Genomic DNA, 25,704 nt, shown 5'->3' with positions numbered 1-25,704 from the left:
CGAAAGACGAGGCCGCGCCGTTCTGGCGTGCGCTTAAAGATCGCTACAATTAGGATCGTGAATCATCATCGCGACTATTGTGATGGAGAGCGCCACGATTGTGGCGATGGCAAACAGGGTTGCAGTTCGCTGCGCGCTGCTGCACGCAAGACACACGAATGTTCCCGAATATGCAGATTGTGCCAATCACAGCTTTGGCTGCCGGCGGAGCAGCCGCTGCTTCATCGTCGTCCTTGCGAGCGCAGTAAAGCAATCCAGCCCGCCTCCACGGAAGGACTCTGGATTGCTTCGCTACACTCGCAATGACGCCGTAGAGGCGGCGTGCGCCCCCTGCCCCTCACCTCACGCCGCCCATTTTGATCGCGGGACCGATCATCCGGATTGACACGGTGGTGACATCTGGTTTCGATCTGCCTCCCCCGTGAACGGAGCCGATCATGTCAATTCAGTCTTCCATCAGGCGCAAGACCGCGCCGGACATCCGTGCACGCAAGCGGGGCGAGCCGATCGTGATGCTGACGTCCTATCACGCGCATACGGCCGCACTGGTGGATCGGCATTGCGACGTCATCCTGGTCGGCGATTCCCTTGGCAACGTCATGCACGGCTTCGAGACGACGGTGCCGGTTACGCTCGACATGATGATCCTCCAGGGCGCCGCGGTGATGCGCGGCTCGAAGCAGGCGCTGGTCGTGGTCGACATGCCGTTCGGCTCGTATGAAGCCTCCAGGGAGCAGGCGTTCAACTCCGCGGTGCGGATCATGAAGGAGACGCAATGCGGCGCGGTGAAGCTCGAAGGCGGCGTTCGCATGGCGGAGACGATTGCATTCCTGTCTGGGCGCGGCATCCCGGTGATGGGTCATGTCGGCCTCACGCCGCAATCCATCAACACGCTCGGTTCGTTTCGTGCCCAGGGGCGCAACGAGATGGACTGGGGCCCGATCGAGGACGATGCGAAGGCCGTCGCCGATGCCGGTGCATTCTCGGTCGTCGTCGAAGCCGTGGCCGAACCGTTGGCGCGCAGGATTACCGAGACGATTGCGATCCCCACCATCGGCATCGGTGCGAGTGCTGCCTGCGACGGCCAGGTGCTCGTGCTCGAGGACATGCTCGGGCTGTCGCCACGAACCCCGAAATTCGTCCGGCGCTACGGCAATCTTGGTCCGGCCATCGAAGCGGCGATCGAAGGCTATGCCACCGACGTGCGGTCACGCGCCTTTCCCGGACCCGAGCACGTCTACGAGATGAAGAAAAGCTGACGATCCGCGGCAAGCGGTCGAGGGCGGCTCGCGACACGCCACTTGAAATCGCAGCGCAACGACCTCACGCGTTCTGGCACAAACTGCATAGCCGGCCTCGCGGTATCGTTGTACTCTCACTGCAAGCTCTTACCGCTGCGCGCGTGATGCCCGCGTGACGCAGAACAGTCGGCTGTTGCGGAGAGAAAACGATGCCGAAGATGCCCGCGACCTCCATCGTGGCCTCAACCCTCCTCACCATCATCACATCGACAAGTCCCGGCTACGGCCAGGACTCCAAAGCGCCTCCCCTCGTCAATCAGATCAACAACGGCAACTGGCTCTCGCAAAGCGAAGCCGAGGCGATGCGCGACGAGCTGTATTATCAGCGCGCCGTGCAGGTTTACATGAGCATGCTGCCCGCTCTCAACACGATCGGCATGCGCGATGGATCGGAGGCGATGTTCGGCAAGGGCTACAATGTGCTGCCGATCTGGAAACAGCGGATGGATGCGCGGACCTGGGTGCCAACACCTAATGCCGACGTCATCTATTCCATGAGCTATCTCGATCTCAAGGAGACCGGCCCGCTGGTCGTCGCCGCGCCGCCCAACGTCATCGGCATGTTCACCGATTTCTTCCAGCGCACTCTCACCGACGTCGGCGCGGTTGGCCCCGATCGCGCGCGGGGCGGCCTCTATCTCTTGCTGCCGCCGGATTATGAAGGCGAAATTCCGCAGGGCTACTTCGCATTCAAGTCGAAGACCAACAACGTGTTCCTGTTCTTCCGCACCCTTATGGCGAAGGGCGACAACGGGCCGGATCCGAAACCCGCAGTAGCGCTTGCCGAACAGACGCGCGTCTACCCGCTGTGGACCCCGGAAAAGAACGTCAAGCCGATGCAATTTCCCGACGCCAGCGGCAAGCGCATCAACATGATGTATCCGGTCGACAATACGTACTGGACCAAGCTCAAGGCGTTCGTGGATTATGAGCCGGCCTCGGCGATCGATCCGGAGTCGCGCGGCACGCTGGCTGCGATCGGCATCATCAAGGGGCAGCCGTTCAATCCGACCGCGAAGGAGCAGGAGCTGCTGCAAAGGGCCGTCACGACGGCGCCGAAGATGATCATGGCGCAGCGCCAGCTTGGCCGGCCGGACAAACGCGATCTCTACTACAACGACCGGCAATATCTGAACACCTGGGCAGGCGGCACCGCCGAATGGCTCCAGGACGGCTATCTCGATGTGGCGCAGCGAGCGAGCTACTTCCAGATCGCCTATTCGACAGCCTCGGCGATGGTGATGCGGACGATCAACAGCGGCTCCAAATACCCGTTCGCGGTCAGGGACGCGAATGGCGAATTCCTGAACGGGTCGAACACCTATAAACTGCATCTGCCGCCGAACCCGCCGGCCGCATTGTTCTGGGCCGTGACCGCCTACAACATCACCGACGGCACCATGGTCGAGGCGCCACAGCTGATGCCGTCGATCAACGGCTACAACAAGGTGGCGACCAACAGCGATGGCTCGATCGACCTGTGGTTCGCGACGGAAAAGCCCGCTGACGCGCCGGCGTCGAACTTCATCCAGACCGTCAGCGCTCGAAATTTCCTCGTTGCGTTACGGCTCTACGGCACCGGGGTCGAGTTCTACGACCAGACCTGGAAGCCCGACGACGTCGTCAAGGTGAAGTGAGATCGCGCGACGTCACGGCGCGCGCTGGGTCGCAACCTCGGCCACCGAGGTTTTCGCAACAGCAAAAAAGGGAGTGCGCTATGACGACGTCGAGCAACGATCTTGCCACCACCCGTCGCGATGCGCTGAAGAGCGGCGTCGGTGCCGCATCGCTTGCCGCGCTGGCCACCAGGGCGGCTGCCCCGCTCGCGATCTCGACCGCGACGGTCGCCGTCTCGACGACGGCCCAAGCTCGGCAGGCTCCGGCCCCAACCAACGCCGTGACGGAGCCCGCAACCGGAATCGTGATGTTCCCCGACTATGCGAAGGCGATCGCGCAGATGGCGTACATCTGGGGCTGGCCGATGATCAACATGATCAACCGCAGGGCCGCGATTACGCAGGCCCGGCATCCCGGCCATCTCAACGGCATGCTGCCGGCCGCGCCGCGGGGCCAGATCGCCATGCTCGACGACTACATCGAGCCGTCGCAGACCTTCGTCACTTGCCCCAACCAGGACGTGGTCTACGGGCTCGGCTTCTTCTCGCTCGACGAAGAACCGGTGGTCGTCCAGGTGCCGGATTTCGGCGAGCGCTTCTGGGTCTACGCCCTCTACGATGCACGCACCGATCAGTTCGGCGAACTCGGCAAGCCCTACGGGTCGAGGCCGGGATTTTATCTGCTCGCCGGTCCGAACTGGAAAGGGCTCAAGCCGTCAGGCATCACGGAAATCATCCGTTGCTCGACGTCGCTGGCGAACGCCATTCCGCGCATTTTTCAGGACGACACGCCTGAGGACAAGAAGGCCATCCAGCAGGTCATCAATCAGGTCGTCGTCTATCCGCTCAAGGACTTCACCGGCAAGATGAAGACCATCGACTGGGCCAAGGTGCCGGACATTCAGGGGCCGAAATCGGACGGTGAAGAAACGAAATGGGTGATCCCCGAGAAGTTCTTCGACCAGTTCGGAGAGGCAATCGATATCGTCGACCCATTGCCGGGCGAGGAGGCCCTGTACGGGCAGTTCCGCTTGTTGCTCGATGCCGCCGCCAGGGACCCCGAGCTGAAGAAGGTGCTGGTCGCGACGGCCGTCGACACCGAAGAGAAGGTCATCAAGCAATTCTTCCAGTGGAAGCACAATGGCCGTCCAGCCGGCAATGGCTGGAATCGCTCGACCAACAACGCGCAGTTCGGGCTCGACTATTTCAACCGGACCGGCACGGCGAAGTCGAACATGTTCGACAACAGGCCGACCGAGACGCAGTACTTCTACACCGACAACGACGGCGCGGGCGCGGAGCTCAACGGCGGCAAGAGCTATGAGATCACGTTTGCCAAGGGCGAGGAGCCGCCGGTCAACGGCTTCTGGTCGCTGACCCTCTACAACGACAAGCATTTGTTCCACGCCAATGATCTCAAGCGCTACTCGCTCGGCACCAAGAACAAAAACTTGAAGCGCAACGCCGACGGTTCGCTCACGCTGTACGCGGGCGCGAAGTCCCCCGGAGGCGACAAGCAGACGAACTGGCTGCCGGCGCCGGATGGGCATTTCTCGCTCTACATTCGCGCCTATTGGGGCAAGGAAGGCATTCTCAATAGTTCGTGGACGCCGCCGGCCATCAAGAAGGTAGCGTGAAACCTTAGCCCGGATGGGGCGAAGCGCAATCCGGGAGCCCTGTCGGATGCACCGTTCCGGATTTCGCGGCGCCCGTCACCGGGCGGCGCTTCGCGCCGACCCGTGGGCTCCATCCGGGCTACGGGTCCTACTTCTTGACCTTGCTCGCATCCATCTTGACGGCGGGATCCAGCATCTTGGTCGTGAACGCCGTGGTCACGTCGAACGGCTTCTCCATGCCGAGATAGGTCTGGACCAGCTCATAGTCCTTCTTCATCCGCTCGCCGTCGATCCAGCCGAGCCCCTTGGTGGTCGTGAACTCGTCGGTCATCAGATACTTGATGCGCTCCCACTGGCGTTCCTGGTTCTCCTTGTCGAGACCGGAGACCTGGTCGAGCAGCGCCTTCAGGCATGGCGTGACGTCGGCGACGCAGGCCGCAAAGGCCTTTTGCGAGATGCGGACGAACTCCTCGACCAGCTTCGGGTTCTTCTGGAGATAGGCACCGTTGACGATCAGCGAGTTGCCGTAGGGGTTGAGCCCGATGTCCTTCCAGTTGACGAAGCCGAGGTCGGGCCCGAACTCGATCACCTTGAGATCGTGCTCGTTGTAGAAGTCACTGATGATGTCGACGGTATGGCTCTTCAGCGCCGCGATCTTCGCGGTCGGCCCGATATTGACGAAGCTGACGGCATCAGGCGCGATGCCTGCGGCCTTGGCAAAGGCCGGCCACATCACGCGCGAGGCGTCGCCGGGCGGGTTGCCGATCTTGTGGCTTGGAAAATCCTTGACGCCATTCACGCCGTAGCTCTTCAGCCAATAAAACGTCTGGCCGGTGTTGGCGTAGATGCTCATCAGCGCGACGTCGTCGGCGCCCTTGCCCTTGGCGACCAGCATGGTGGCGAGATCGGCGATGCCGAACGGCGAGCCGCCGGAGCCGACCTTGGCGGCGGAGACACCGGAGCCCTTGCCGACCTCGATGGTCAGGTCGATGCCCGCTTTCTCGAACCAGCCCTGCGCCTTGGCGTAATAGAACGGCGAATGGTCGGCCGTCGGCGTCCAGTTCAGGATCAGGTTGACCGCCTCGCCCGCGCTCGCCGGCACCGCCGGTACACCGAGCGCCAGGGCCAAAACCAAAGCCGAGCCCGCAGCCTGCAAACGCTTCATCGCATCCCTCCTCATTGCCGCGACCCGGCTTGTCGCTCTCCCCGTGTGAGGATACCAATGCAACAAGCCCGCCCTCGACTTGTCAACTGTCTGGTTGGAAATGCCCGCAAAACGCTCAGGCGACACCGTGCCGCAGCGGCGCGACCCCGTCGCCACCCGCAAGAAGCTGCTCACCGCGGCCCGTCTGGAATTCGCCAGGCACGGCTTTGCCGGCGCCCGTGTCGACGAGATCGCCGAGCGCGCGGGGGTCAACAAGCAGCTCGTCTACCACTACTTCGGCGACAAGGACGCGCTCTATCTGGCTGTGCTCGAATGGGTCTACGCCGATATCCGCGAGCAGGAGCGCCAGCTCAACCTGGAAGGCCTGCCGCCGGAAAAGGCGATCCGGAAGCTGATCGAGGCATCATTCGATTACCTCGCGACGAACCCCGATTTCATCGTGCTCCTGAACGACGAGAACCGCGGCGGCGCCCGCCACGTCCGCGGCTCGACCCGGCTGGAGGCAATGCATTCGCCGCTGGTGAAGAGCGTGTCCCACATCCTCCACGAGGGCGTTCGCACCGGCGTGTTCCGCAATGGGATCGATCCGATCCAGCTCTATATATCGATCGCGGGCCTCAGTTATTTCTATCTCTCCAACACGCCGACGCTGTCGGCGATCTTCGGCAAGGACCTGTCGAGCCGGGCGGCAAGGCGCGCCCGCCGCAGGCACGTCGCCGATCTCGTGCTGCATTCGCTCCGGCCCTAATCAACCAACTGGTTGAAACTTCCTGCAAGGCCGGTTAGGCTGACGAACAGCGGCAAGGTGGCCGCTGGCAACAGGGAGCAACCGGTGACCGGAGACGGCGCACGCACCTCGCGCAGCCTTGCGATCATCCTGATCGTGCATCTCGCCGTGCTCGTGCTCTGGCAGGTCGCGGTCGATGCCTTCCACGTGCCGAAATTCATCCTGCCCTCCCCGCTCGCGACGGTGCAGACGCTGGGCACCGCGAGCTATGCCTGGGGCGCCAACACGCTGGTCACGGCGATCGAGATCCTCGGCGGCTTCGCGCTCGGCGCGTTGGTCGGTGTCGCGCTGGCCGTGATCTTCAGCTGGGCGCCGCTGCTGAGCCTCGTGCTGCTGCCGCTGTTCGTGACGATGAACATGATCCCGAAGGTCGCGCTCGGCCCGCTCTTCATCGTCTGGTTTTCCTACGGCATCGTGCCGAACATCCTGATCGCCTTCAGCATCTGCTTCTTCCCGATCCTGCTGACCACCGCGCGCGGCCTGCGCGAGGTCGAGCCCGACCTGCTCGACCTCGTAAAATCGCTGCGCGGCTCGCGCTGGACGCTGTTCCGCAAGATCCAGTTGCCGGGATCGCTGCCTTACGTGTTCTCCGGCATGAAGGTCGGCGCGATCCTCGCGGTGGCCGGCGCCATTGTCGGCGAGTTCATCGCCTCCGAGCGCGGGCTCGGCTATCTCATGATCCAGGTGCAGTCGTCGCTCGACACGCCCGCGATGGTGATGGCCGTCGTGCTGCTGACCCTGCTCGGCGTCGCTCTCTACGGCCTGGTCCTCGCCCTCGAACGCATGTTCGTGGTCGGCGACGCCAGGCAAGCTTGAAACGGCAGAACTAACGACAAGGACCGATCCATGCTGCTCACCCGCCAGACGCTGCCGAAGACGATCCCGGATATCGCAGCCCTCGACGATCTCCTGTGCCGGCCGACCCAGGCGCTGATCGACGACCTCGACAAGGTCGAGGGCGACATCATGATCCTCGGCGTCGCCGGCAAGATGGGACCGACGCTGGCGGGGCTCGCGAAAGCCGCCGCGCCCGATCGCCGCGTCATCGGCGTCGCCCGCTTCAGCGACGCTAGCGTCAAGGACTGGCTGCACGCGCGCGGCGTCGAGACGATCAGTTGCGACCTGATGGACGAGAGCGCGATTCAAGCCCTGCCGAAGGCACCCAACATCGTCTTCATGGCCGGCCGCAAGTTCGGCGCCGAAGGCGACCTGTCGCTGACCTGGGCGATGAATGCGCATGTGCCGGCCCTCGTCGCGCAGGCCTTCCCGTCGTCACGGATCGTGGCGTTCTCGACCGGCTGCATCTATCCCTTTGTCCCGGTCGACGGCAAAGGCGCGACCGAGGACATGGCGCCGAACCCGCCCGGCGAATACGCCCAGTCCTGCGTCGGCCGCGAGCGCATGTTCGAGTACTTTTCGCGCAAATTTTCGACGCCGGGCCGGCTGTTCCGGCTCAATTACGCGATCGACATGCGCTATGGCGTGCTGCACGACATCGCGACAAAGGTGCTCACGGGCACCCCGATCGATGTCAGTCTCGGCCACGTCAATTTCATCTGGCAGGGCGATGCGTCCGCACAGGCGCTGCGCTGCCTTGCGCATTGCACCGCGCCGACCTCACCGATCAATGTCAGCGGCCACGAGATTCTGGCGGTGCGGGATCTCGCAGCAAAATTCGGCGCGCGCTTCGGCCGCGCGCCGGTGCTGACAGGCAAGGAAGAGCCGACAGCCTGGCTGACTGACACGTCGAAAGCTGTCGAGCTGTTCGGCCTGCCTGTGGTCGACACCGAGCAATTGATAGCCTGGACCGCGGACTGGGTGTCGCGCGCCATGCCAAGCCTCGGCAAGCCCACCAAATACGAGGTGCGCGATGGACGCTACTGACGGTCCGCCCATCCTCAAGCTCGGCGTCGACGACGCAATCGCAGGGCTCGTGCTGTCGACGGAAGCGCACTGGAACCAGACCGAGGAGGACTGGCGCGTTTTCCTGCGCGATGGCGTGGTGTTCGGCATTCGCGACGGCATGCGGCTGGTCGCGACCGCAGCGCTGCTGCCCTATTCCGGCAACAACGCCTGGATCAGCATGGTGCTGGTATCAGGCACGCATCGCCGCCGCGGCCTCGCCACCCGTCTCGTCGATGCCTGCCTTGAAACCGCGCGCAAGAACGGGCTGACGAGCTGGCTCGACGCGACGCCCGACGGCGCCGCCGTCTACGGGCCGCTCGGATTCACGCCGACGCTGCAATTGCGCCGGCTGAAGCTGGTGAAATCCGGGCGAGCCGAAGCCCCGCCGCCTTCATCGGCGACCATCGATGCGCTGCGGGCGCGAGACCGGCGCGCCACCGGTATCGACCGCACCGCGCTCCTCTCCGCCATCGCCCTGCGCTCCGGCTCGCGCATCGTCGCGGCGCATGGCGCCATCGCGCTGGTTCGCGACGGCCGAACCGCGCGCCATATCGGGCCGTTGTTTGCCAACAATGCCGCGCCAGCGCTGGCTCTGGTTCATGCGATCGCGCGCTCCGAGACCGGCCCGATTCTGATCGATGCCGTCGCATCGCAAGCCGCATTCCTGGACGGATTGACCGCCTCGGGCTGGACCATAGAGCGGCCGTTCCAGCGCATGCGGTTCGGCCTGGCCACCACCGCTGCCAAGGAAACGCCATTCGCCGTCGCCGGCCCTGAATTCGGATAGGACATCATGCACCACAGCCAGATCAACAGCAACGTCCGCAAGCTGATCGCCGACGGCACCGTGCTGCCGGCGCACCCCCTTGCGCTCACGGCGGAGCGCCAGCTCGACAAGAAGCATCAGCGGGCGCTGACGCGCTACTACATCGACGCCGGCTCGGGCGGCCTTGCGGTCGGCGTCCACACCACGCAATTCGCGATCCGCGACGTCGGGCTCTATCGCCCGGTGCTCGAGCTCGCCGCCGAGACCGCGGCGAACTGGACCAGGCGACCGCTGGCGATGGTCGCAGGGCTCGCCGGTCCAACAAGCCAGGCAACGGCTGAGGCCCGCACCGCGCGCGATATCGGCTATCACGCAGGGCTCCTCAGCCTCGCCGCGATGAAGAGCACCTCCGAGGATGAGATCATCGCGCATTGCACGGCGGTCGCGGCCGAGATCCCGCTGGTCGGCTTCTATCTCCAGCCGGCCGTCGGCGGGGTCATCCTGTCGAGCCGGTTCTGGCAGCGCTTCGCCGCGATCGACAATGTGATCGCGATCAAGATCGCGCCGTTCAACCGCTATCGCACGCTCGACGTGCTGCGCGGCGTCGCGGCGGCCGGTGCGCTCGACCGCGTCGCGCTCTACACCGGCAACGACGACCACATCCTGCTCGACCTGATGCTGCCGTTCGACCTGCGCGACAACGGCATCACCACGCGCACCTATTTCAAGGGCGGCCTGCTCGGCCATTGGTCGGTGTGGACCGCCAGCGCCATCAAACAGTTCGAGCGCTGCAAGGCGGCGCGGCACAAGGAGGCCGTGCCGGCCGATCTGCTCGCCCTCGATGCCCGCGTCACCGACTGCAACAGCGCCTTCTTCGACGTCGCCAACAATTTTCACGGCTGCATCGCCGGTTGCCACGAAGTGCTGCGGCGTCAGGGCCTGATGCAGGGGCTGTGGTGCCTCGACCCGAACGAGGGCCTCAGCCCCGGCCAGAAAGAGGAGATCGACCGCGTCTATCGCGAGCACGCCGACCTCGGCGACGATGCGTTCGTCGGCTCCAATCTGAGCAAATGGCTGGCATGAGCGCCGAGCCCTTCATCAGCCTGAGCGGCGTCCGAAAGGTCTATCGCAGCGGCGGCGCCGAGTTCCTGGCGGTGTCCGACGTCACGATGGACGTGCAGGAAGGTGAGCTCGTCTCGCTGGTCGGCCCCTCCGGCTGCGGCAAGACCACGGTGATGAAGATCTTGGCCGGCCTGCACGGCGCCGACGGCGGCACCGTCAGAATTGGCAATGCCAAAAGCCCGTTCGATCCGACCCGCGACATCGGCATGGTGTTCCAGCAGGCGCTGCTGCTGAAGTGGCGCACCATCCTGGACAACGTTCTATTGCCGGCCGAGATCGTTGGCCTGCCGATCAAGGCCGCGCGCGAGCGGGCGCGCGATCTGCTCAACCTGGTCGGGCTTGCCGGTTACGAGCAGAAATATCCGCGAGAGCTCTCGGGCGGCATGCAGCAGCGCACCGCGATCGCGCGGGCCTTCATTCACGATCCCAAACTGATCCTGATGGACGAGCCGTTCGGGGCGCTGGACGCCCTGACGCGCGAGCAGATGAATCTGGAGATGCTGCGGATCTGGCGCGAGAGCGGCAAGACCATCATCTTCGTCACGCACTCGATCCAGGAAGCCGTGTTCCTGTCCTCGCACTGCGCGGTGCTGACGGCGGGACCGGCGAAGATGGCCGACTACTTCCCGATCGACCTGCCCTTCCCGCGCGACCTGCCGCTCAAGACCACCGACGCGTTCGGCGCCTATGCGCGGCGGATCTATGCCAAGCTTGGGTTGGGCGCGGCTTGAGCCCGTAGCCCGGATGGAGCGAAGCGTAATCCGGGATCTCGCGCCTCAACGGCACCGCCCCGGATTACGCTTCGCTCCATCCGGGCTACGCGCTCAGAACTCGTAGGGTGGGCAAAGCGAAGCGTGCCCACCATTCAAGTAGATGGTGGGCACGGCGCAAGTGCGCCTTTGCCCACCCTACAAGCACTCAGGTCTTGTTGCGCATCTTGCTGAGCAGATAGTTGTCGTAGAAGTTTTCCGCGATCTGCGTGTAGAACAGCAGCTCCTTCATGTAGGCGTCGTGGCTTTCCTTGGTGCGCTTGAACAGGTCGCTCTTGGCGGCGAGCTCGTTCAGATGCTCCTGGGTCGCGTTGTAGCAGGCTTCCATCACCGGCTGCGGGAACGCCTTCAGCTCCGCGCCGTTGGCGATCAGCCGCTTCAGCGCCGCCGGATTCACGCTGTCGTATTTCTCCAGCATCCAGGCACCGGCCGCCGAGGCAGCCTGATTGACGATCGCCTGGTACTGCTTCGGCAAGCTCGCCCACTTCTCGTCATTGACGATCATGTGCAGCATCGCGCCGCCCTCCCACCAGCCGGGGAAGTAATAGTACTTGGCGACCTTCTGGAAACCGAGTTTCTCGTCGTCATAGGGGCCGACGAATTCAGCGGCGTCGATCGAGCCCTTCTCCAGCGCCGCATAGACGTCGCCGCCGGCGAGCTGCTGCGGCACGATGCCGAGCCTGGCCAGCACATGGCCGCCCATGCCGGCGATGCGGAATTTGAGGCCCTTGAGATCGTCGACGGTCTTGATCTCCTTGCGGAACCAGCCGCCCATCTGGGTGCCGGAATTGCCGCAGAGGATGGCGTGCGTCTTGAAAGGTTTCAGCGCCTCGTTGGTGAGATCGGCGCCGCCGCCGAAATACCACCAGGATTCCTGGTGGCGGTGGTTCATGCCGAACGGCGCGCCGGTGGCGTAGGCCAGCGCCGGCTCCTTGCCGATGTAGAAATACAGCGGCGTCTGCGCCATCTCGACGGATGCGACGCTGACGGCATCGAGCGCCTGGAGGCCGGGGACGAGCTCGCCGGCCGCGAAGGTCTGGATCTGGAATTTGTTGTCGGTGGCTTCCGCAACGTATTTCGCAAAGGTCTGCGCCGTGCCGTAGATGGTGTCGAGCGACTTCGGGAAGCTCGAGGTCAGGCGCCATTTGATCTCCGGCGCACCTTGCGCAATCGCAGGTGCAGCAACCAGCGTCGTCGCGCCGGCGACTGCGCCGCCCTTGAGGAATGTACGGCGTTTCATGTTGGGGTCTCTCCCTGGAAGTAAGTTTCAAACATATCGGCGTCCGGCCACGGTCTTCGCGGACCGTTTGCCCGTTCCTATAGCGGAGTTCAAGCTGGGAGCGGAAGGCCTGCCGGCGTCCCTAGCCCGGATGGAGCGCAGCGCAATCCGGGCGACGAGAGCGCGTTGAAAGGCCGCTCAGAGCAGCTTCGCGCTCACGAACAGCGCGCGCACGGCGTTGGTCGCCTGCACCGCGAGCATGGCGTTGTCGGCGGCGCCTTCGAGCGCCGCGACCGCCTCTTCATGGAGAGAGCGGAATTCCATCCACTCGACCGATTTGAAGTTGGTGAGGAATTGATAGGCCTGGCCGACGGTCGCAATCGCCAGCGTGTCGCCATTCAGCTTGATCTTGAACGTCGTACGCAGCGGGGTCTCGGAACTCTGGGGATCACTCATGGGCTGCTTCTGGACGATCACGGCTTAAGGAAGGGAAAACGGCAGCCCCGCCGTTCGGCAAATATCAGGAGTCGGTGCTGGCGCGTTGCGCGGCTATCGCCGATCCACTCAGGCTCGGCACCACGACCAGGCGGTTGAACTCGCCATTGTCCCAGGCCTTGAGGAAACGATCATAGTCCTTGATCGAGACGCAGCCGTTGGAGTCGCCGCGTGGTCCGAGCATGTAGCTGTGGGTGAGAAGCCCGACGCGGCCAAGCGCGCTGGTGCCCTCCGTCGGCGTCAGGCGCAGCGCGCGGATGCCGTGGAACAGCTTTTCACGCGGCTTCAGATCGTAGGTCGCCGGCGGGGTCGCGCCGACCATGCGCTGGTCGACATGATCGGGGTCGTCCATCAGCGCGCCCATGCCCGAATGCGCTTCCAGGGCGACGCCGCTCGGCAGGTAAAGCGCCTTGGCCCTGATGTCATAGACCGCCGTGCGCGAATCGTAGCCGAGGGCGGCGAGGTCCGGCGCCTTGGCGAACAGGCCGCTGTCGGGCGTCAGGGACGCCAGCTTGATCTTGGCTGTAAACTTCTCGAAGAAACTGCGGTTGTCGACCCGGGGATTGGTCTCGGCATAGGCTTGGCTCGAGGCAATCTGGGACGCGAGGTCCGCCTGGGCCGGGCGCGAGCGCGGCACCGGGATGACGTCGGCGCGCTGCGACGGCCTGGTCTCGTCAACCACGTGCCGGTCGTCATCGGTCAGGGTCGAGCGCCATTCGTCGCCCTGGAGTTTTTGGGCCAGCATCGCCTTGGCGTCGCGCAGCTTGAGCTGGACCGCGCTCACCGCGGAGCGCTCCAGCGTCAGCAGGCCGAAGTCACGGGCGGGCGGGCTGCTGGATACCGAAGCGAAACGGTCGTCAAACGAAGGGCCATTGGCCGGAGGCAGTGAGGCGGCCGGAGGCAGTGAGGCGGCCGGAGGCAGTGAGGTGGCCGGAGGCAGTGAGGCGGTGACCAGCGGCGTCGAATCGCCCACGTCCGCGACCCAGGCGGCAGCTCCCAGTGCCAGCGCGACGGCTGCCAAAGACAGCAGTATCGTCTCGGCTCGCCCAATACGGCGGCGCGACAACAGCCTTTCGGCGCTTGCGCGGTCGGAAACCATCAGATCCCCAAATCGACCCCCGGAGGGCCCAACCCCCGTCCGGAGACTCTATACCAGCTATCGCATTGGGAGCCAAAAGTTAGGCATAATCGCGGCCGGCAAGCCCCCCTTGAGGTATCAAATGACCGATCCTTTCGATCTAGAGCGCTTTGTCAGGGCCCAGGACCCGGTTTTTCGCGACGTCCAGGGGGAGCTGGCCCGGGGCCGGAAACAGACTCACTGGATGTGGTTCGTCTTCCCGCAGATCGCCGGCCTCGGCTTCAGCGCCATGTCGCAGCGCTACGCCATCGGCTCGCGCGCGGAGGCCAGAGCCTACCTTGCCCACCCCGTGCTCGGTGCGCGACTCATTGAATGCACCACGCTCGTGCTTGCCGTCGAGGGACGAACCATCAACGCGATCCTCGGCGCGCCCGATGATTCTAAATTCCGCTCGTCGATGACGTTGTTCGGCGCAGTCTCCGACGAAACCGTCTTCGACCAGGCGCTCGCCCGATATTTCGCAGGCGAGCGCGATGGCGCGACGCTGGAAATCCTCGCCAGGCTCGATCGGCCGGCGCGCTAGCACGACCTACGCCTAGACGAATGGATGCATGCAGACCGAGCATGGCGGCCGGCAGCGTAAACTCCGGATTAAGACCGGCTGCCTATCGTTTGCGCAGAATAATTTTCTTCCCCGCGCCAATTGCCGGACAGATCATGAAAATCGGTACGCTCCTGACCACCGCCATCGTCTCGCTCTCGACCGTCGGCGGCGGCCTCGCCGTCTACGTCGCCGTGACGAAGTACCAGACGATGGACAGGATCGCCGAAGCGCAGGGACGGCTCGCGATCGTCCGCGCCGCCAGCGACATCCCGCGCTACCTCAACCCCGAGCGCGGCTTTGCCACCAACATCCTTTACGGGCCAGCGACCTTCGACCCGGCGCAGCTCGCCGAGCATGACAAGCTGCGCAAGCAGACCGACGGCGCCCGCGACAGGATGAACGCGCTGCGCAAGGAGCTGCCCGGCCCGTTCGACGACGGCAATACCCTCGGCGGCAACATCGACGGCATCAATTCGAAATTCACGGCGCTGCGCGAGGCCATCGACAAGGCGATGGCGGGACCGGCGGATGCCCGCAAGGACGCGGCCAAGAAGATCGTCGGCGACAACGCCGTACTCAACGCCAGTGTGACCGCCCTGCTCAACGAGCAGGTCCGCCGCATGGCGATCCTCAACGGGGACGCCTACCGCCAGGCCAGCTACGCCAACGTCGCGATGACGCTGCGTGACGTCGGCGGCTTCAACTCCAGCCTGCACAAGAATCTCGTCGGGGGCAAGAAACCGGCGACCGACGCGGAGAAGGCCGACATCAGCCGCTCGCAGGGCCGCAACGACCAGATCGTGATGACGCTGCAGGAGCTGCGCGGCAATCCGGCAACGCCGGCGAACGTTGCCGCGGCGCTCGAGAAGTTCAACTCGATCTACATCGAGGAGTTCGGCCGCGAGCTCAAGCTCGTGAAGGACGGTGCGGTCAGCGGCAAGTACGAACACGACGTCGACACCTATTACGCCGCCACGCAGCGCGGCCTCAGCACCATCATCGACGTCCGCGACGCCTTCTACGACAACGCCGAGCAGATTCTCGCCGGCGCCTCCTCCGCCGCACGCACCAGCTTCACCATCGCCCTTGTCGGCCTCCTCGCCGTGCTGATCGCCAGCGCCGGTCTCATCGTGATGGTCCGCCGCCGCGTCTGCGCCCCGATCGTCAGCCTGACGACGCGGATGTCGCGCCTTGCCGACGGCGACGTTGCGGACGAGATCCCCGGCGCCGAGCGCTCCGACGAGATCGGGGCGATGGCCGCCGCCGTCCAGGTGTTCAAGGACAACATGATCCGCGCTGACCGGCTCGCGGCGGAGAAGCAGGCCGAGAACGACAGCAAGATGCGCCGTGCCCAGGCGCTCGACGGCCTCACCCGCGCATTCGAGGCCAAGGTCACCGAGCTCGTCGGCGGCCTCTCCCGCGCCTCCTCCACGATGGAAAGCACCGCGCAGTCGATGACCTCGACGGCGGCCCAGACCAACAGCCAGGCCGCGGTCGTCGCCGCCGCCTCGCAGCAGACCTCGACCAACGTGCAGACGGTCGCGAGCGCGACCGAAGAGCTGACCTCCTCGATCTCCGAGATCGGCCGTCAGGTGGCCCAAAGCACCGAGATCGCGGCCCGCGCCGTCGACAACGCCCGCCGCACCGGCGACACCGCGCGCGCGCTCGCCGAGGGCGCCCAGAAGATCGGCGACGTCGTCACGCTGATCCAGAGCATTGCCGAGCAGACCAATCTGCTGGCGCTCAACGCGACCATCGAAGCCGCCCGCGCCGGCGACGCCGGCCGCGGCTTTGCGGTCGTCGCATCCGAAGTGAAATCGCTGGCGGGCCAGACCGCCAAGGCCACCACCGAAATCTCCGAGCAGATCACCGCGATCCAGTCCGCAAGCGACGAGACCGTGAACGCGATCCGCAACGTCGCCGACGTCATCGCCGAGATCGACCAGATCGGCACCGCGATTGCGGCAGCGATCGAAGAACAGGGCTCGGCAACCAGGGAGATCTCCCGCAGCGTGCAGGAGGCCGCGCGTGGCACCCAGGAGGTCAACAGCAACATATCGGGCGTGCAGCGCGCCGCCGACGACACCGGTGCGGCCGCGAGGGAAGTGCTGGGCGCGGCCGAGCAGCTCTCGACCCAGTCGCGCGATCTCGCCGGCCAGTTCGACCGCTTCCTCGGCGAGGTCAGGGCGGCGTAACTACAGTCGGATTCGTAGCCCGGATGGAGCGAAGCGTAATCCGGGATTCGCGCGCCGCGGATGAAGCGGCCCCGGATTTCGCTGCGCTCCATCCGGACTACGGGACGTCAATAAGGCGGCGCCTTGCGCGTCCGCTGCGCCTTGGCGGCCTCGATCCACCACAGCAGGTCATCGGCAAAGCGCGGGAACAAGCGCTCCAGTGCCTTGCCGCCCTCGCCGATCGGCTCGTTCTCGGCCGACAGCGTCTGCGCGATCGGTCCGACGCCGATGGTGCTCGACACCACGACCATGCCCATCTCCGACAGCGTGCCATGCCAGGCGGTCGAGGCGCGTGCTCCGGACAGTCGGCCGGCCGAATAGCTCACGATCGCGGCCGGGCGCCAGAACCACTCTTCCAGGAAGTGATCGGTGAGGTTCTTCAGGCCGGGCTGGATGCCCCAATTGTATTCGCCGGTGACGAAGACAAACCCGTCGGCACCGCGGATCTGCCCCGCCAGCTTCTCGAGCGCCTCGGGTGCCGTCCCCTTGGGATATTCCTTGTACATGCGATCGAGCATCGGCAGGCCGATCGCCTTGGCGTCGATGAACTCGACCTCCTCGCCGCGCTGGCGCAGGCGGTCGATGACGAAATTCGCGAGGCGGACGCCCATGCGGTCGGAACGGTAGGAGCCGTAGAGGACGAGGATGCGATTGCTCATGGCCGGCACGCTAGCACGAAACAGCGGTACGGCCTCAACCGATTTGCCGCGCTACCGTTGCCGTCCGAGCTCGAGCGTTTGCGACGGCGTCTCGCCGAACTGGTCGCGATAGCTTCTGGAGAAGTCGCTGAGATGCCAGAAGCCGAACGCCAGTGCGACGGCCTTGACGCTGTCGGCACCGGCGAGCAGGCGCTGGCGCACCAGCCACAAACGGCGCAGGCGCAAATAGCGATGCAGGCTCATGCCGCGATAGCGGCGGACGACGTCGTGCAGGGTGCGAACGGACAGGTTGAGCTTGCGCGCGATCTCCTCGCTGTAGATCGGTTGCGAGAGGTCGTCGGACAGAAGCGCGCGGATCTCCCGGAAGATCCTGAAGTTGCGTTCGTCATTGGGACGCAGGGTCCATCGCGCGGGAACGACGCTTTCGAACGCGTCGTCGACGGCGCCCAGCAGGGACTCCTTCATGGCTGCAGCCTTCAGCGGCACGTCCGCGGCACCGATCGGCTCCGACGCGGCAGCCAGCACCTCCCGGACCAGGCTGCGCAGTCGGTTCAGGCTCGCGGCCGTCGTCTCAAATATCTTGAAGCTGGATGTCGCGTGCGGCCAGCCACGATCCGTCACCTCCGGCCTGAACACCACCGAGGCAATTTGCCTCTCCACCTCCTCGATGGTGGTGTAGGCGGCGCCGCCGCTGCCGATGACGATGACGGGTCGTGCCCGCTGTGAGCCGTTGAAGCGGATGGGCACGTTGAGCTCATCCATCGTGAATCCGATGGCGGTGCAATTCTCGACGAGCTGTGCGTCGACGACGCGGGGAAACGCCCGCGTGAAATTCACGTCGCAACCGGGCAGCGACAGAATGGTCTGCTCGGCCGAAATCCTCCGTACGAAGGGCGTGAACTCGAAATTCAGGCCTCGTATGGCATTTCGAAATTCATCGACGTCGGAGAAGCGAAATACCTTGGGCGCAATATCGTTCATGGCAATGTGAAACGTCGCGTTGTAACCAACGCGCGTCCGGCGGCGATGCCGGTCCGAGTTTCCCCCTTTCGGTTGTCCCGTTCGACCGAAAGAATCATCCTAGCTCGTCTCGTTCAGTTGGCGAGGGTCCCGTTCAAAGGACAAGTCGCCGCATCGGGTCTCGCCGAATTTCGATAGCGTTTCCAGCACTGCCAGCGGTGCACAGATACCCCTTTGATCAAGCTCTAAATTTCAAATTAACGCCTGTCAGGCGCAATGAAGATCATTGGATAGTCGCGATTTTTTGAGTCAGGCCCCTGCCATGATGGCAAATTTGCCTGCTGATATTCTGGTCGAGCTGGAACAGGCGGTCGCTGCGTGCCCGCCGGACCGCTGTGCACGCATCCTCTCGGGCATTGTGCAGTTGCTAACAGGTCACCGCGACCGGCCTCAGGAATTGCTCGCCCGTGTGGTTGACGGCGTTCTGCTACGCTTGACGGAACGCGTCGAGGCCAGTGCGCTCGTCCAACTCAGCACCGCGCTTGCCGAGCTCAAGGTGGCCCCGCCCGAGACATTGCAGCGCCTTGCCTCGCACGACGACCCAGACGTGGCCTGTCCTGTCCTCCTCAAATCGCAGGTGGTCTCCGCCACCGATCTCGCGACGATCGCGGGCTCGTGCGGCGAGCGGCATCAGCGCGCGATCGCCGCCCGCAACTCGATCGAGCCTGAAGTCACCGAGGCGCTGATCAAACGCGGTGGCCCGATCTGCCTCGCGCTGATCAAGAACCCTGGAACCCAATTCTCCGAGGCAGCTTACGCCGCGCTGATCGCCAGGGCCGATCCGGACGGCGAGATTGCCAAGGCGCTGGTGCTGCGGCCCGGCACGCCCGACTTGGTCGTCCGGAAGCTGCTCTCCCCGAAGGCGCCGGCCAAGGCCAACGCATCCACCGTTCCGCCCGCACAACACGCCGCGCCGGTTCCGCCCAAGCTGCCCTGCCCGGCCGACTATGCGAGCGCGAGGCCGGAGATCGTCGCCCTCAGCCGCGTCGGCAAGCTCAACGATTCCACCGTCAACCGCTTCACGATCCGCGGCGAGACGGCCAATCTGTTCACGGCGCTGTCGGTGCTCTCGGGCGCTCCGATCGAGATCGTGGAGCACGTCATGACCGATGACGATTGCGAGGGCCTCGTCATGGCCTGCCGCGCGGCGCGGCTGAACTGGGCCACCACGCTCGCAATCCTGAGCAACCGCAGCGGCGCACGGCTGTCCTTCGTCGAACGCGAACGGGCGCAGCAGATTTTCGAAACGCTTCTCTTGTCGACCAGCCAATGGACAGTGCGCTGGGGGGAAATTGCAGCGAGTGCCAACCCAAGCGATCCGGGACATCGCGGCACAAAAATGGGGGTTAACCGATGAGGTTCGACGGTCGAAAGGCGCTTCGCGTACGGATGGATCACAAGCAGGCTGTCAATCTGATGGGCTCCGACGGCACCTGGCGACGCAGTTGCTTCCTGCTCGACGTGTCGCAAAGTGGCGCCAAGATCGAGGTCGAAGGGACGCTCGATGTGCTCCAGGCCAAGGAATTCTTCATGCTGCTGTCATCGACGGGTCTTGCCTACCGGCGGTGCGAACTGGTGTGGATCGACGGCACCATGGCCGGCGTGCACTTCATCACCGCAGACGGCAAGAAGAAGCCGGCGAGCGCAAAGGCGGCTGCCGCGCCAAACTCCACGCCGAGCAAATAGGCTCCAGAATTCATCGAGCTCATTCAATTCCATCATAGTCCCGGTCCGCCGTGCAGAGTGCCCGAACCATATCCAGCCCCGCCAAAAACGACGGCGGCATCCGAACGACGGAAGCGGTTCGCCCGTTTGTGCATGTGCTGGCCGATTCGTCCGACAAGCTGGCGGGCGTCTGCTCGGCCCTCGAACGGCAATTTACCGTCGCCGGCGAACGACTTGATGCGGAAGCCAGGCTGTCACAAGTGCCATTCGCGGTCGTGGTTCGCGCGGAGCTGCGTGACGTCGGCACCATCGCGGCCATCAAGAAGCGCGCCGGCAAGCTGGCGAAAGCCACGAAGCGCATCTTCCTCGTCGAGCACTCGTCTCACGTCGGCATCTCGCAGGCCTACGCACTCGGCGCCACCCTCGTTCTTCCCGGGGCTCTCAACAAGAGCAAGCTGCTGGCAGCGCTGGCTGATCCGGCCGAGCCGACCTCTGCCGCCTCGGGTGACGCACCGCAACCGGACGACGCCGTCGAAACCGCGGCGACCGCCATCGCTTCGATGTTCACGGCCGTCACGCTCGGCGAGCCCCTCGACGTCGACGGCACGAAGGAAGCGGGCCGCAGGATCGCCGACCGCATCACCGAGCACGGCCTGTCCGAATGGCTTGCCACGGTGCGGCGTCACCATGAGGGAACCTACCAGCACTGCCTGCTCGTGACGGGCGTGGCGATCGACTTCGGACTGAGCCTCGGCGTCGGGCGAACCGATCTCGAGCGGCTGTATTCCGCAGCCATGTTCCACGACATCGGCAAGGCGCAGATTCCGCTTGCGATCCTCGACAAGCCCGGCCGCCTCGACTCCGACGAACGCGCCATGATCGAGAAGCATCCGGCGGCGGGTTACGAGTTCCTGAAGGATCACGAGAAAATCTCGCCCGAGATTCTCGACGCCGTGCGGCATCATCACGAATATCTCGACGGAAGCGGTTATCCCGACGCGCTGTGCGGCGAGAGCATCAACGACATCGTCCGCATTCTGACGATCTCGGACATCTTCGCAGCGCTGATCGAACACCGGCACTACAAGCCGACGATGCCGCGCACCGAGGCCTACAACATTCTTTGCGGGATGACCGGAAAGCTGGAGAAGGCCCTCGTAACCTCGTTCAAGGAGGTTGCGCTCACGCGATGACCGCGTGGGCGGAGCGATCCCGCAGCGAGGACCTCGTCATGAACCGCGCTTAGTGCGTGGCCCGGTATTTGGCGCGGTGCGGAATCGACCGGGAGGCCAGTCCATCCGCAAGCAGCTTCATGTCCTCGCGTCTGCCACTCCGGATCAGCTTGCCGAGCTCATCGGGTGTGAAGGGAAGATTTGGATCATCATCGATCGGATACCGCGGTCGCGGACCGAAGAACCGTCGAACCAGGCTAGCGAGCCGCCGCATGTCGATTCCCTCGCGCCAGCAACAAACCTTTCACTGCGCGTATTGTTCCTCCCGCGCGATCGAGATTGCAAGAGGCCACCAACGGCTCGGCACCAAAAATTTCTACGAGAGAATAATCTCCTTTCCGCCGCCTCAGCCAGCTCTCCGCGTTCGCAACATCAGCCGGCTGTGCGCATCAGCGACTTCGCGCGCTAGTCGGCAAAGCCGACATAACGCACGAAATCGTCGTTGCCCTCGCGATCGGAACGAACGGCGTTGGCGGCGAAGCTGTCGTCGGGATACCCCATCGCGACACAGGTCATGATGACCTCGTCTTCCGGAATCTTCGCGACCTCGCGCACGATGTCGGAGCGCATGATGCCCTGCCCGTTGATCACTGAACCGAGACCGCGGTCCCAGGCCGCGAGCACGATGCCGTAACAGAGCGCGCCGAGATCGAAATGGCAGACCGCGCCGGGATCCAGCACGCGGTCATAGGTCAGCACCAGCGAGACCGGCGCGTCGAACTGGCGGAAGCCGCGCAGCACCCAGTCCTGCCGCATCGGCTTGTCGTCGCGCGCGATCCCCATCGCGCCGAACAGCTTCTTGGCGATGTCGACCTGCCGGGTGCGATGAATGCCCTGGTATTCGCTGTGGCTGATGATGTCGCGCTTGACCTTGGCGCCGCCGACCATCTCCTCCATGTTGCGGCGGCGCACCTCTTCCAGAGGGTCGCCTGTGAGCACGTGGACATGCCAGGGCTGGGTGTTCATCGACGACGGCGCGCGCTTGGCGCTCTCGATGATCGCCTCGATCACCGCGCGCGGCACCGGCTGCTGCTTGAAACCGCGCACGCTGCGGCGCGACTGGACCAGCGTTTCGAATTCCAACTCTTGACCTCCCCGACCATTCATTCCGCGGCATTGCAATTGTAACGCGTAACCGGTTGCCGATGCGGTACGCCAAATCTATGCTACCCCGCAAGCAAGACCAAGAACCCAGCGAGGACTCAGCAAATGCCCGCACCGCTCGATCCCGTCATCGCCCAGATCATTCCGCTGCTGCCGCTGCGCGATCCCACCACGATGACGCCACAGAGCGCGCGCGACGCCTTGCGCGCACTGGCTGCCTCGCGCGCAGAGGTGCCGCCGCCACCCGTCGACACTGTGCAGGATATCAAGGTGAAAGGCGGCGCCGGGCCGCTCGATGCACGTGTCTATCGCGTCGGGCCCAATCCTGCGCCAACCGTGGTCTTCTTCCACGGCGGCGGCTGGGTCGCGGGCGATCTCGAAACCCACGACCGGCAGGCGCGCAATCTCGCGATCGAAACCGGCGCGGTCGTCGTCTCCGTCGATTATCGGCGCCCGCCGGAAACGCGCTTTCCCGGCGCCTTCGAGGACGCGTTCGCCGCCACAAGTGACATCTTCAACCGCGTCGCGGAATTTGGTGGCGATGCAAAGCGTCTCGGCGTTGCCGGCGACAGCGCCGGCGGCAATCTCGCAGCCGCCACCGCGATCGCCTGCCGCGACGCCGGTGTCACGCTCGCGGCGCAACTGCTGGTCTATCCCGTGACCGACGTCGTCGGCCACTACGCCGACGCGCGGGAGAACGCGCGCTTTGCGTCGCGTGCCGAGAATGCCGAGGGCTACTTCCTCTCCCGCGCCGTGATGGAATGGTTTTGCGGCCACTACCTGGCCGATCCCGCTCACGCCACCGACTGGCGAGCCTCGCCGCTGCGCGCGGAGCTCGCCGGCCTCGCGCCGGCCATCGTGGCCACCGCCTGGTTCGATCCGTTACGCGACGAGGGCGCGGCCTATGTACGGGCGCTGGAGGCCGCCGGCGTCCGCGTCAAGCACCATGAGGGCCCCGGCCTGATCCACGGCTATTTCGGCCTTGGCGATGCTTCCGCGGCCGCGAAGGCCGAGGCGCAGCGCGCACGGGCCGATTTCAAGACACTGCTCGCGCGCGGAATCTGAACCGCAGATGAATGGAAAAATCCGCGACATCGGTCGTGGCGCGCATTGATCCTGCTTGATTGCGCCACGATTCGCGGCTCCAATCCGCTCGGTAATTTTGTCCTAGGGAGACACCCATGATGAAGCGGATTTTTCTCGCAGCGATCGTCGCCACCTTTGCGGCAGGCTCGGCCTTCGCGGAGGACACATGCGAGAGCAAGGCGGTCGGCAAGGACGGCAAGGCGCTCGCCGGCGCCGCCAAGACCTCGTTCATGAAGAAGTGCAAGGCCGACGCCTGCGCGCCCAAGGCCGTCAGCGCCGACGGCAAGCCGCTCGCCGGTGCCGCCAAGAACAGCTTCATGAAGAAGTGCGAAGTCGGCGCCTGATCGCTGCTGGTTCGTCATTGCTGCACGGACACTCTGCAACTCCGTCGTGCCCGGGCCTGTCCCGGGCATCCACATATGTGTGTCCGTGCGGCACAGATCTGATGGCCGGGCCAAGTCGAAAGCGCGAACGTCCTCTGGTAGCGTCGTCGTCGAGCCGTTCGAATTAACCACCAATTCGATCCAATTTTAATAAGACAACAGCGCTGCTTGTTAGCGCAAGCCGCACAGATCAACGTGCGGGAATTGCCGTTTTCCGGATATCGGCGGGACCGGGAAAGTGACTTCGTCGAGTGCGATCGTCCTTCATTGGGAGCATCTCGCCATGATCGAACGTCGTGCAATGAAGCGCATAACGATCAACCGGGCCGCGCGGCTATCGTTTGGTGAAATTCACGGGACTCATCCGTGCCTGGTGCGCGATATCAACGCCTTGGGTGCCCGCATTTCTACGCCGTACTACATATTTGCCGACGAGTTTGTGTTGTCGTTCGACGGCCATTCCGGAATTTTCTACTGCCGCGTCGTATGGAAAAAGGGCACGCTCTGCGGCGTCTCCTTTCTCCTGCGTCGTCGCTCGCCAAAACCAGCGAACGATTCCGGCGCGCCCGCAGATGTGGTGCGACTTGATCGCCGGCTCGTGTGCCGCGGCGCGGTCTTTAGCTCGGACGTGTCGGCCTGACTGCTCGCGCGCGCCACGATGCTATCGAATAGGTCCGGTCGCCTCCGGTACCGGCTCCATGCGCCGGTCGGTGTCCGCTGCATCGCCGCTGTCGTCGGGCGCATCAGTACGGGGTTGATGAACGTATGCGGCCGGCTGATCGCCTCGGCTGCGGTCCCTGCCAATAGGGGTTCTCCACGCACATCGCGGCAAGTCCGATCGTCGTCGCTCGGCACTGATCCCATGACGTATAAGCGCATTCGAAATAGGTGCTGCCACCCCACTCCCATCTCTGAAGGCAGACGGGGTGGCTCGGATCGTAAGTTTGGGCTGTAGCCGAGGTGATCGCCAGCATCGCCGCACTGCCCAGGAATAGCCAACGGAGCATCCACATCGCCGCCTCCTCCAAATGGATCATCCAAGCTCTCCGGTTCGACCGCCGCTCATGTGGAGACAGGAGACGCTTTGCGACGCTTCATGGCTCCTGCGTCGTCGCTCGACGAAAGCGGCGAACGAGTCCGTCGCGGCCACATCGGCACCTCTGCGCTCGCCCTCGGGCCGGCGGACATGACTCATCCGATAAGTGGACCTGAGCCTTGCTCGGAAAGACCCTGCAGCCGCCATCCTGCAATATCACTGGTCTTTCCGCATTGCTCGCAATTCAGGTGAGAGCATCCCCAAGCTCGTCCCCGCTGAACGTTCTCGCGGGAGGCTTCACATCCGCAGCGCGGGCAAGCCAGTGCCGCGCACCCGCATCCAGGGCTTGCGAGCAAGAAGCTGGCGAAGTTCGATACGCGGTCGACGATCCTTCTGATCAATTTGGATTATCCAAAACGACGGCCCCGGATTTGGGTTGAGTGTGAGGTTCCGGGACCGTCATCGAGGCGCGGACCGCAGCCCACCCGCGCACTGCCAGTAACGTAGATGTCCGCGCGACGGACAATTGTCTTCTGGTACAATCCCGCTGCGCGTCATCATGCCCGCTAGCAGGCATTGCGGTGCTCGGAGCCGATAGCCAATCTTGGCCTGTCAGCGAAACATCGATGCCTCTCAACCAGGTCCGCTTGATGGGCCGCAGCGCACTGGATCTCTCGCGCCGGACCCTTCGCATTTGCCCTGCACCGGAGACCCTTGATCTGGATCAAAGAGTCGGACGGCCAATGCAATCTCAACTTGGGCGATAGGCGACGTTCGGAACCATCGACGTCTGTCACATCAAATTTGGGGATAGGGGGCGATCAACACACCTGCAACGTAG

General features: G+C 64.3%; 25 protein-coding genes. 17 read left to right on the top strand and 8 right to left on the bottom strand.

Annotated features, from left to right (window positions below):
- Positions 1 to 437: 437 nt before the first annotated feature.
- The 3 genes from panB to AB7008_RS24390 all read left to right on the top strand — a co-directional run bounded on the left by panB (position 438) and on the right by AB7008_RS24390 (position 4,554).
- The gene (panB, locus tag AB7008_RS24400) at positions 438 to 1,259 is read left to right on the top strand and encodes a 3-methyl-2-oxobutanoate hydroxymethyltransferase (RefSeq protein ID WP_028161166.1); all 822 of its coding nucleotides are present in this window, start codon (positions 438 to 440) and stop codon (positions 1,257 to 1,259) included.
- Positions 1,260 to 1,450: 191 nt separating this feature from the next.
- Positions 1,451 to 2,938, top strand: a complete 1,488-nt coding sequence (locus tag AB7008_RS24395; RefSeq protein WP_304494087.1) for a DUF1254 domain-containing protein — start codon at positions 1,451 to 1,453, stop codon at positions 2,936 to 2,938.
- 80 nt (positions 2,939 to 3,018) lie between these two features.
- Positions 3,019 to 4,554, top strand: coding sequence for a DUF1254 domain-containing protein (locus AB7008_RS24390; protein ID WP_304494086.1), 1,536 nt, complete (start codon positions 3,019 to 3,021; stop codon positions 4,552 to 4,554).
- Between the two features lie 127 nt (positions 4,555 to 4,681).
- Here the strand turns inward: AB7008_RS24390 and AB7008_RS24385 are convergent, their stop codons facing one another.
- Entirely contained in the window at positions 4,682 to 5,698 is a 1,017-nt protein-coding gene (locus AB7008_RS24385; RefSeq protein ID WP_304494085.1) for an ABC transporter substrate-binding protein, read from the bottom strand.
- Positions 5,699 to 5,798: 100 nt separating this feature from the next.
- Here AB7008_RS24385 and AB7008_RS24380 point away from each other — a divergent pair, with 100 nt between their 5' ends.
- From AB7008_RS24380 to AB7008_RS24355, 6 genes are all read left to right on the top strand, one after another.
- Positions 5,799 to 6,446: a TetR/AcrR family transcriptional regulator gene (locus AB7008_RS24380; RefSeq protein ID WP_304494084.1), complete on the top strand. Its 648-nt coding sequence runs from the start codon at positions 5,799 to 5,801 to the stop codon at positions 6,444 to 6,446.
- An 84-nt stretch (positions 6,447 to 6,530) separates the two neighbouring features.
- On the top strand, positions 6,531 to 7,301 hold the full coding sequence (locus tag AB7008_RS24375; RefSeq protein WP_304494083.1) for an ABC transporter permease: 771 nt from the start codon (positions 6,531 to 6,533) through the stop codon (positions 7,299 to 7,301).
- A 30-nt stretch (positions 7,302 to 7,331) separates the two neighbouring features.
- Positions 7,332 to 8,369: an NAD-dependent epimerase/dehydratase family protein gene (locus AB7008_RS24370; protein ID WP_304494082.1), complete on the top strand. Its 1,038-nt coding sequence runs from the start codon at positions 7,332 to 7,334 to the stop codon at positions 8,367 to 8,369.
- Positions 8,356 to 9,177: a GNAT family N-acetyltransferase gene (locus tag AB7008_RS24365; RefSeq protein ID WP_304494081.1), complete on the top strand. Its 822-nt coding sequence runs from the start codon at positions 8,356 to 8,358 to the stop codon at positions 9,175 to 9,177. The genes AB7008_RS24370 and AB7008_RS24365 overlap by 14 nt, the downstream gene beginning before the upstream one ends.
- A gap of 6 nt (positions 9,178 to 9,183) precedes the next feature.
- Positions 9,184 to 10,239, top strand: a complete 1,056-nt coding sequence (locus AB7008_RS24360; RefSeq protein ID WP_304494080.1) for a dihydrodipicolinate synthase family protein — start codon at positions 9,184 to 9,186, stop codon at positions 10,237 to 10,239.
- The gene (locus AB7008_RS24355; protein WP_028151793.1) at positions 10,227 to 11,009 is read left to right on the top strand and encodes an ABC transporter ATP-binding protein; all 783 of its coding nucleotides are present in this window, start codon (positions 10,227 to 10,229) and stop codon (positions 11,007 to 11,009) included. The genes AB7008_RS24360 and AB7008_RS24355 overlap by 13 nt, the downstream gene beginning before the upstream one ends.
- A 187-nt stretch (positions 11,010 to 11,196) precedes the next feature.
- Here the strand turns inward: AB7008_RS24355 and AB7008_RS24350 are convergent, their stop codons facing one another.
- From AB7008_RS24350 to AB7008_RS24340, 3 genes are all read right to left on the bottom strand, one after another.
- The gene (locus AB7008_RS24350; protein WP_014495670.1) at positions 11,197 to 12,288 is read right to left on the bottom strand and encodes a TRAP transporter substrate-binding protein; all 1,092 of its coding nucleotides are present in this window, start codon (positions 12,286 to 12,288) and stop codon (positions 11,197 to 11,199) included.
- Positions 12,289 to 12,465: 177 nt separating this feature from the next.
- Entirely contained in the window at positions 12,466 to 12,723 is a 258-nt protein-coding gene (locus AB7008_RS24345) for a hypothetical protein (RefSeq protein ID WP_014495671.1), read from the bottom strand.
- 64 nt (positions 12,724 to 12,787) lie between these two features.
- Complete coding sequence (locus AB7008_RS24340; RefSeq protein ID WP_441261244.1) at positions 12,788 to 13,792, bottom strand: DUF2778 domain-containing protein; 1,005 nt, start codon at positions 13,790 to 13,792, stop codon at positions 12,788 to 12,790.
- Positions 13,793 to 13,982: 190 nt separating this feature from the next.
- Between AB7008_RS24340 and AB7008_RS24335 the strand changes: the two genes are divergently transcribed.
- Both AB7008_RS24335 and AB7008_RS24330 read left to right on the top strand, forming a co-directional pair.
- On the top strand, positions 13,983 to 14,423 hold the full coding sequence (locus AB7008_RS24335) for a DUF1810 domain-containing protein (RefSeq protein ID WP_304494078.1): 441 nt from the start codon (positions 13,983 to 13,985) through the stop codon (positions 14,421 to 14,423).
- A 134-nt stretch (positions 14,424 to 14,557) separates the two neighbouring features.
- A complete protein-coding gene (locus AB7008_RS24330) occupies positions 14,558 to 16,639 on the top strand; it encodes a methyl-accepting chemotaxis protein (RefSeq protein ID WP_441259659.1) in 2,082 nt (693 codons plus the stop codon).
- A gap of 107 nt (positions 16,640 to 16,746) precedes the next feature.
- Here AB7008_RS24330 and AB7008_RS24325 read toward each other — a convergent pair whose 3' ends face one another.
- Positions 16,747 to 17,337 carry an NADPH-dependent FMN reductase gene (locus AB7008_RS24325; RefSeq protein ID WP_441259658.1) on the bottom strand — a complete coding sequence of 197 codons (591 nt, stop codon included), beginning with the start codon at positions 17,335 to 17,337 and terminating at the stop codon, positions 16,747 to 16,749.
- A gap of 51 nt (positions 17,338 to 17,388) precedes the next feature.
- A complete protein-coding gene (locus tag AB7008_RS24320) occupies positions 17,389 to 18,318 on the bottom strand; it encodes an AraC family transcriptional regulator (protein ID WP_028161152.1) in 930 nt (309 codons plus the stop codon).
- 301 nt (positions 18,319 to 18,619) lie between these two features.
- Here AB7008_RS24320 and AB7008_RS24315 point away from each other — a divergent pair, with 301 nt between their 5' ends.
- Genes AB7008_RS24315 through AB7008_RS24305 form a run of 3 tightly spaced genes read left to right on the top strand, consistent with a single transcriptional unit; the run spans position 18,620 to position 21,215 of the window.
- Complete coding sequence (locus AB7008_RS24315) at positions 18,620 to 19,714, top strand: DUF2336 domain-containing protein (RefSeq protein ID WP_304494186.1); 1,095 nt, start codon at positions 18,620 to 18,622, stop codon at positions 19,712 to 19,714.
- Complete coding sequence (locus AB7008_RS24310; RefSeq protein ID WP_028152715.1) at positions 19,711 to 20,043, top strand: PilZ domain-containing protein; 333 nt, start codon at positions 19,711 to 19,713, stop codon at positions 20,041 to 20,043. Before AB7008_RS24315 ends, AB7008_RS24310 begins: the two co-directional genes overlap by 4 nt.
- A 50-nt stretch (positions 20,044 to 20,093) precedes the next feature.
- The gene (locus tag AB7008_RS24305; RefSeq protein WP_028161150.1) at positions 20,094 to 21,215 is read left to right on the top strand and encodes an HD-GYP domain-containing protein; all 1,122 of its coding nucleotides are present in this window, start codon (positions 20,094 to 20,096) and stop codon (positions 21,213 to 21,215) included.
- A 444-nt stretch (positions 21,216 to 21,659) separates the two neighbouring features.
- Here AB7008_RS24305 and AB7008_RS24300 read toward each other — a convergent pair whose 3' ends face one another.
- Positions 21,660 to 22,337, bottom strand: a complete 678-nt coding sequence (locus AB7008_RS24300; protein WP_441259657.1) for a nitroreductase — start codon at positions 22,335 to 22,337, stop codon at positions 21,660 to 21,662.
- Between the two features lie 126 nt (positions 22,338 to 22,463).
- Here AB7008_RS24300 and AB7008_RS24295 point away from each other — a divergent pair, with 126 nt between their 5' ends.
- The 3 genes from AB7008_RS24295 (at position 22,464) to AB7008_RS24285 (ending at position 24,467) form a co-directional block, all read left to right on the top strand.
- Positions 22,464 to 23,423 carry an alpha/beta hydrolase gene (locus tag AB7008_RS24295; protein ID WP_041957909.1) on the top strand — a complete coding sequence of 320 codons (960 nt, stop codon included), beginning with the start codon at positions 22,464 to 22,466 and terminating at the stop codon, positions 23,421 to 23,423.
- A 116-nt stretch (positions 23,424 to 23,539) separates the two neighbouring features.
- Complete coding sequence (locus AB7008_RS24290; protein ID WP_041957907.1) at positions 23,540 to 23,788, top strand: hypothetical protein; 249 nt, start codon at positions 23,540 to 23,542, stop codon at positions 23,786 to 23,788.
- Positions 23,789 to 24,110: 322 nt separating this feature from the next.
- Complete coding sequence (locus AB7008_RS24285) at positions 24,111 to 24,467, top strand: PilZ domain-containing protein (protein ID WP_441259656.1); 357 nt, start codon at positions 24,111 to 24,113, stop codon at positions 24,465 to 24,467.
- Positions 24,468 to 24,570: 103 nt separating this feature from the next.
- Here AB7008_RS24285 and AB7008_RS24280 read toward each other — a convergent pair whose 3' ends face one another.
- Positions 24,571 to 24,801, bottom strand: coding sequence for a DUF3551 domain-containing protein (locus tag AB7008_RS24280; protein WP_441261243.1), 231 nt, complete (start codon positions 24,799 to 24,801; stop codon positions 24,571 to 24,573).
- Positions 24,802 to 25,704 lie beyond the last annotated feature (903 nt).

This window comes from Bradyrhizobium sp. 521_C7_N1_3, from assembly GCF_052075975.1.
GTDB lineage: Bacteria > Pseudomonadota > Alphaproteobacteria > Rhizobiales > Xanthobacteraceae > Bradyrhizobium > Bradyrhizobium japonicum.
Note: the sequence above shows the minus strand (reverse complement) of the source record. Positions and strands in the feature narration are given on the sequence as shown.

Bases quoted from the DNA above. Each gene is read 5' to 3' on its own strand.
- panB (WP_028161166.1), top strand. From the start codon at position 438: ATGTCAATTCAGTCTTCCATCAGGCGCAAGACCGCGCCGGACATCCGT.
- AB7008_RS24395 (WP_304494087.1), top strand. From the start codon at position 1,451: ATGCCGAAGATGCCCGCGACCTCCATCGTGGCCTCAACCCTCCTCACC.
- AB7008_RS24390 (WP_304494086.1), top strand. From the start codon at position 3,019: ATGACGACGTCGAGCAACGATCTTGCCACCACCCGTCGCGATGCGCTG.
- AB7008_RS24385 (WP_304494085.1), bottom strand. From the start codon at position 5,698: ATGAAGCGTTTGCAGGCTGCGGGCTCGGCTTTGGTTTTGGCCCTGGCG.
- AB7008_RS24380 (WP_304494084.1), top strand. From the start codon at position 5,799: ATGCCCGCAAAACGCTCAGGCGACACCGTGCCGCAGCGGCGCGACCCC.
- AB7008_RS24370 (WP_304494082.1), top strand. From the start codon at position 7,332: ATGCTGCTCACCCGCCAGACGCTGCCGAAGACGATCCCGGATATCGCA.
- AB7008_RS24365 (WP_304494081.1), top strand. From the start codon at position 8,356: ATGGACGCTACTGACGGTCCGCCCATCCTCAAGCTCGGCGTCGACGAC.
- AB7008_RS24360 (WP_304494080.1), top strand. From the start codon at position 9,184: ATGCACCACAGCCAGATCAACAGCAACGTCCGCAAGCTGATCGCCGAC.
- AB7008_RS24355 (WP_028151793.1), top strand. From the start codon at position 10,227: ATGGCTGGCATGAGCGCCGAGCCCTTCATCAGCCTGAGCGGCGTCCGA.
- AB7008_RS24350 (WP_014495670.1), bottom strand. From the start codon at position 12,288: ATGAAACGCCGTACATTCCTCAAGGGCGGCGCAGTCGCCGGCGCGACG.
- AB7008_RS24345 (WP_014495671.1), bottom strand. From the start codon at position 12,723: ATGAGTGATCCCCAGAGTTCCGAGACCCCGCTGCGTACGACGTTCAAG.
- AB7008_RS24335 (WP_304494078.1), top strand. From the start codon at position 13,983: ATGACCGATCCTTTCGATCTAGAGCGCTTTGTCAGGGCCCAGGACCCG.
- AB7008_RS24330 (WP_441259659.1), top strand. From the start codon at position 14,558: ATGAAAATCGGTACGCTCCTGACCACCGCCATCGTCTCGCTCTCGACC.
- AB7008_RS24325 (WP_441259658.1), bottom strand. From the start codon at position 17,337: ATGAGCAATCGCATCCTCGTCCTCTACGGCTCCTACCGTTCCGACCGC.
- AB7008_RS24320 (WP_028161152.1), bottom strand. From the start codon at position 18,318: ATGAACGATATTGCGCCCAAGGTATTTCGCTTCTCCGACGTCGATGAA.
- AB7008_RS24315 (WP_304494186.1), top strand. From the start codon at position 18,620: ATGATGGCAAATTTGCCTGCTGATATTCTGGTCGAGCTGGAACAGGCG.
- AB7008_RS24310 (WP_028152715.1), top strand. From the start codon at position 19,711: ATGAGGTTCGACGGTCGAAAGGCGCTTCGCGTACGGATGGATCACAAG.
- AB7008_RS24295 (WP_041957909.1), top strand. From the start codon at position 22,464: ATGCCCGCACCGCTCGATCCCGTCATCGCCCAGATCATTCCGCTGCTG.
- AB7008_RS24290 (WP_041957907.1), top strand. From the start codon at position 23,540: ATGATGAAGCGGATTTTTCTCGCAGCGATCGTCGCCACCTTTGCGGCA.
- AB7008_RS24285 (WP_441259656.1), top strand. From the start codon at position 24,111: ATGATCGAACGTCGTGCAATGAAGCGCATAACGATCAACCGGGCCGCG.
- AB7008_RS24280 (WP_441261243.1), bottom strand. From the start codon at position 24,801: ATGCTGGCGATCACCTCGGCTACAGCCCAAACTTACGATCCGAGCCAC.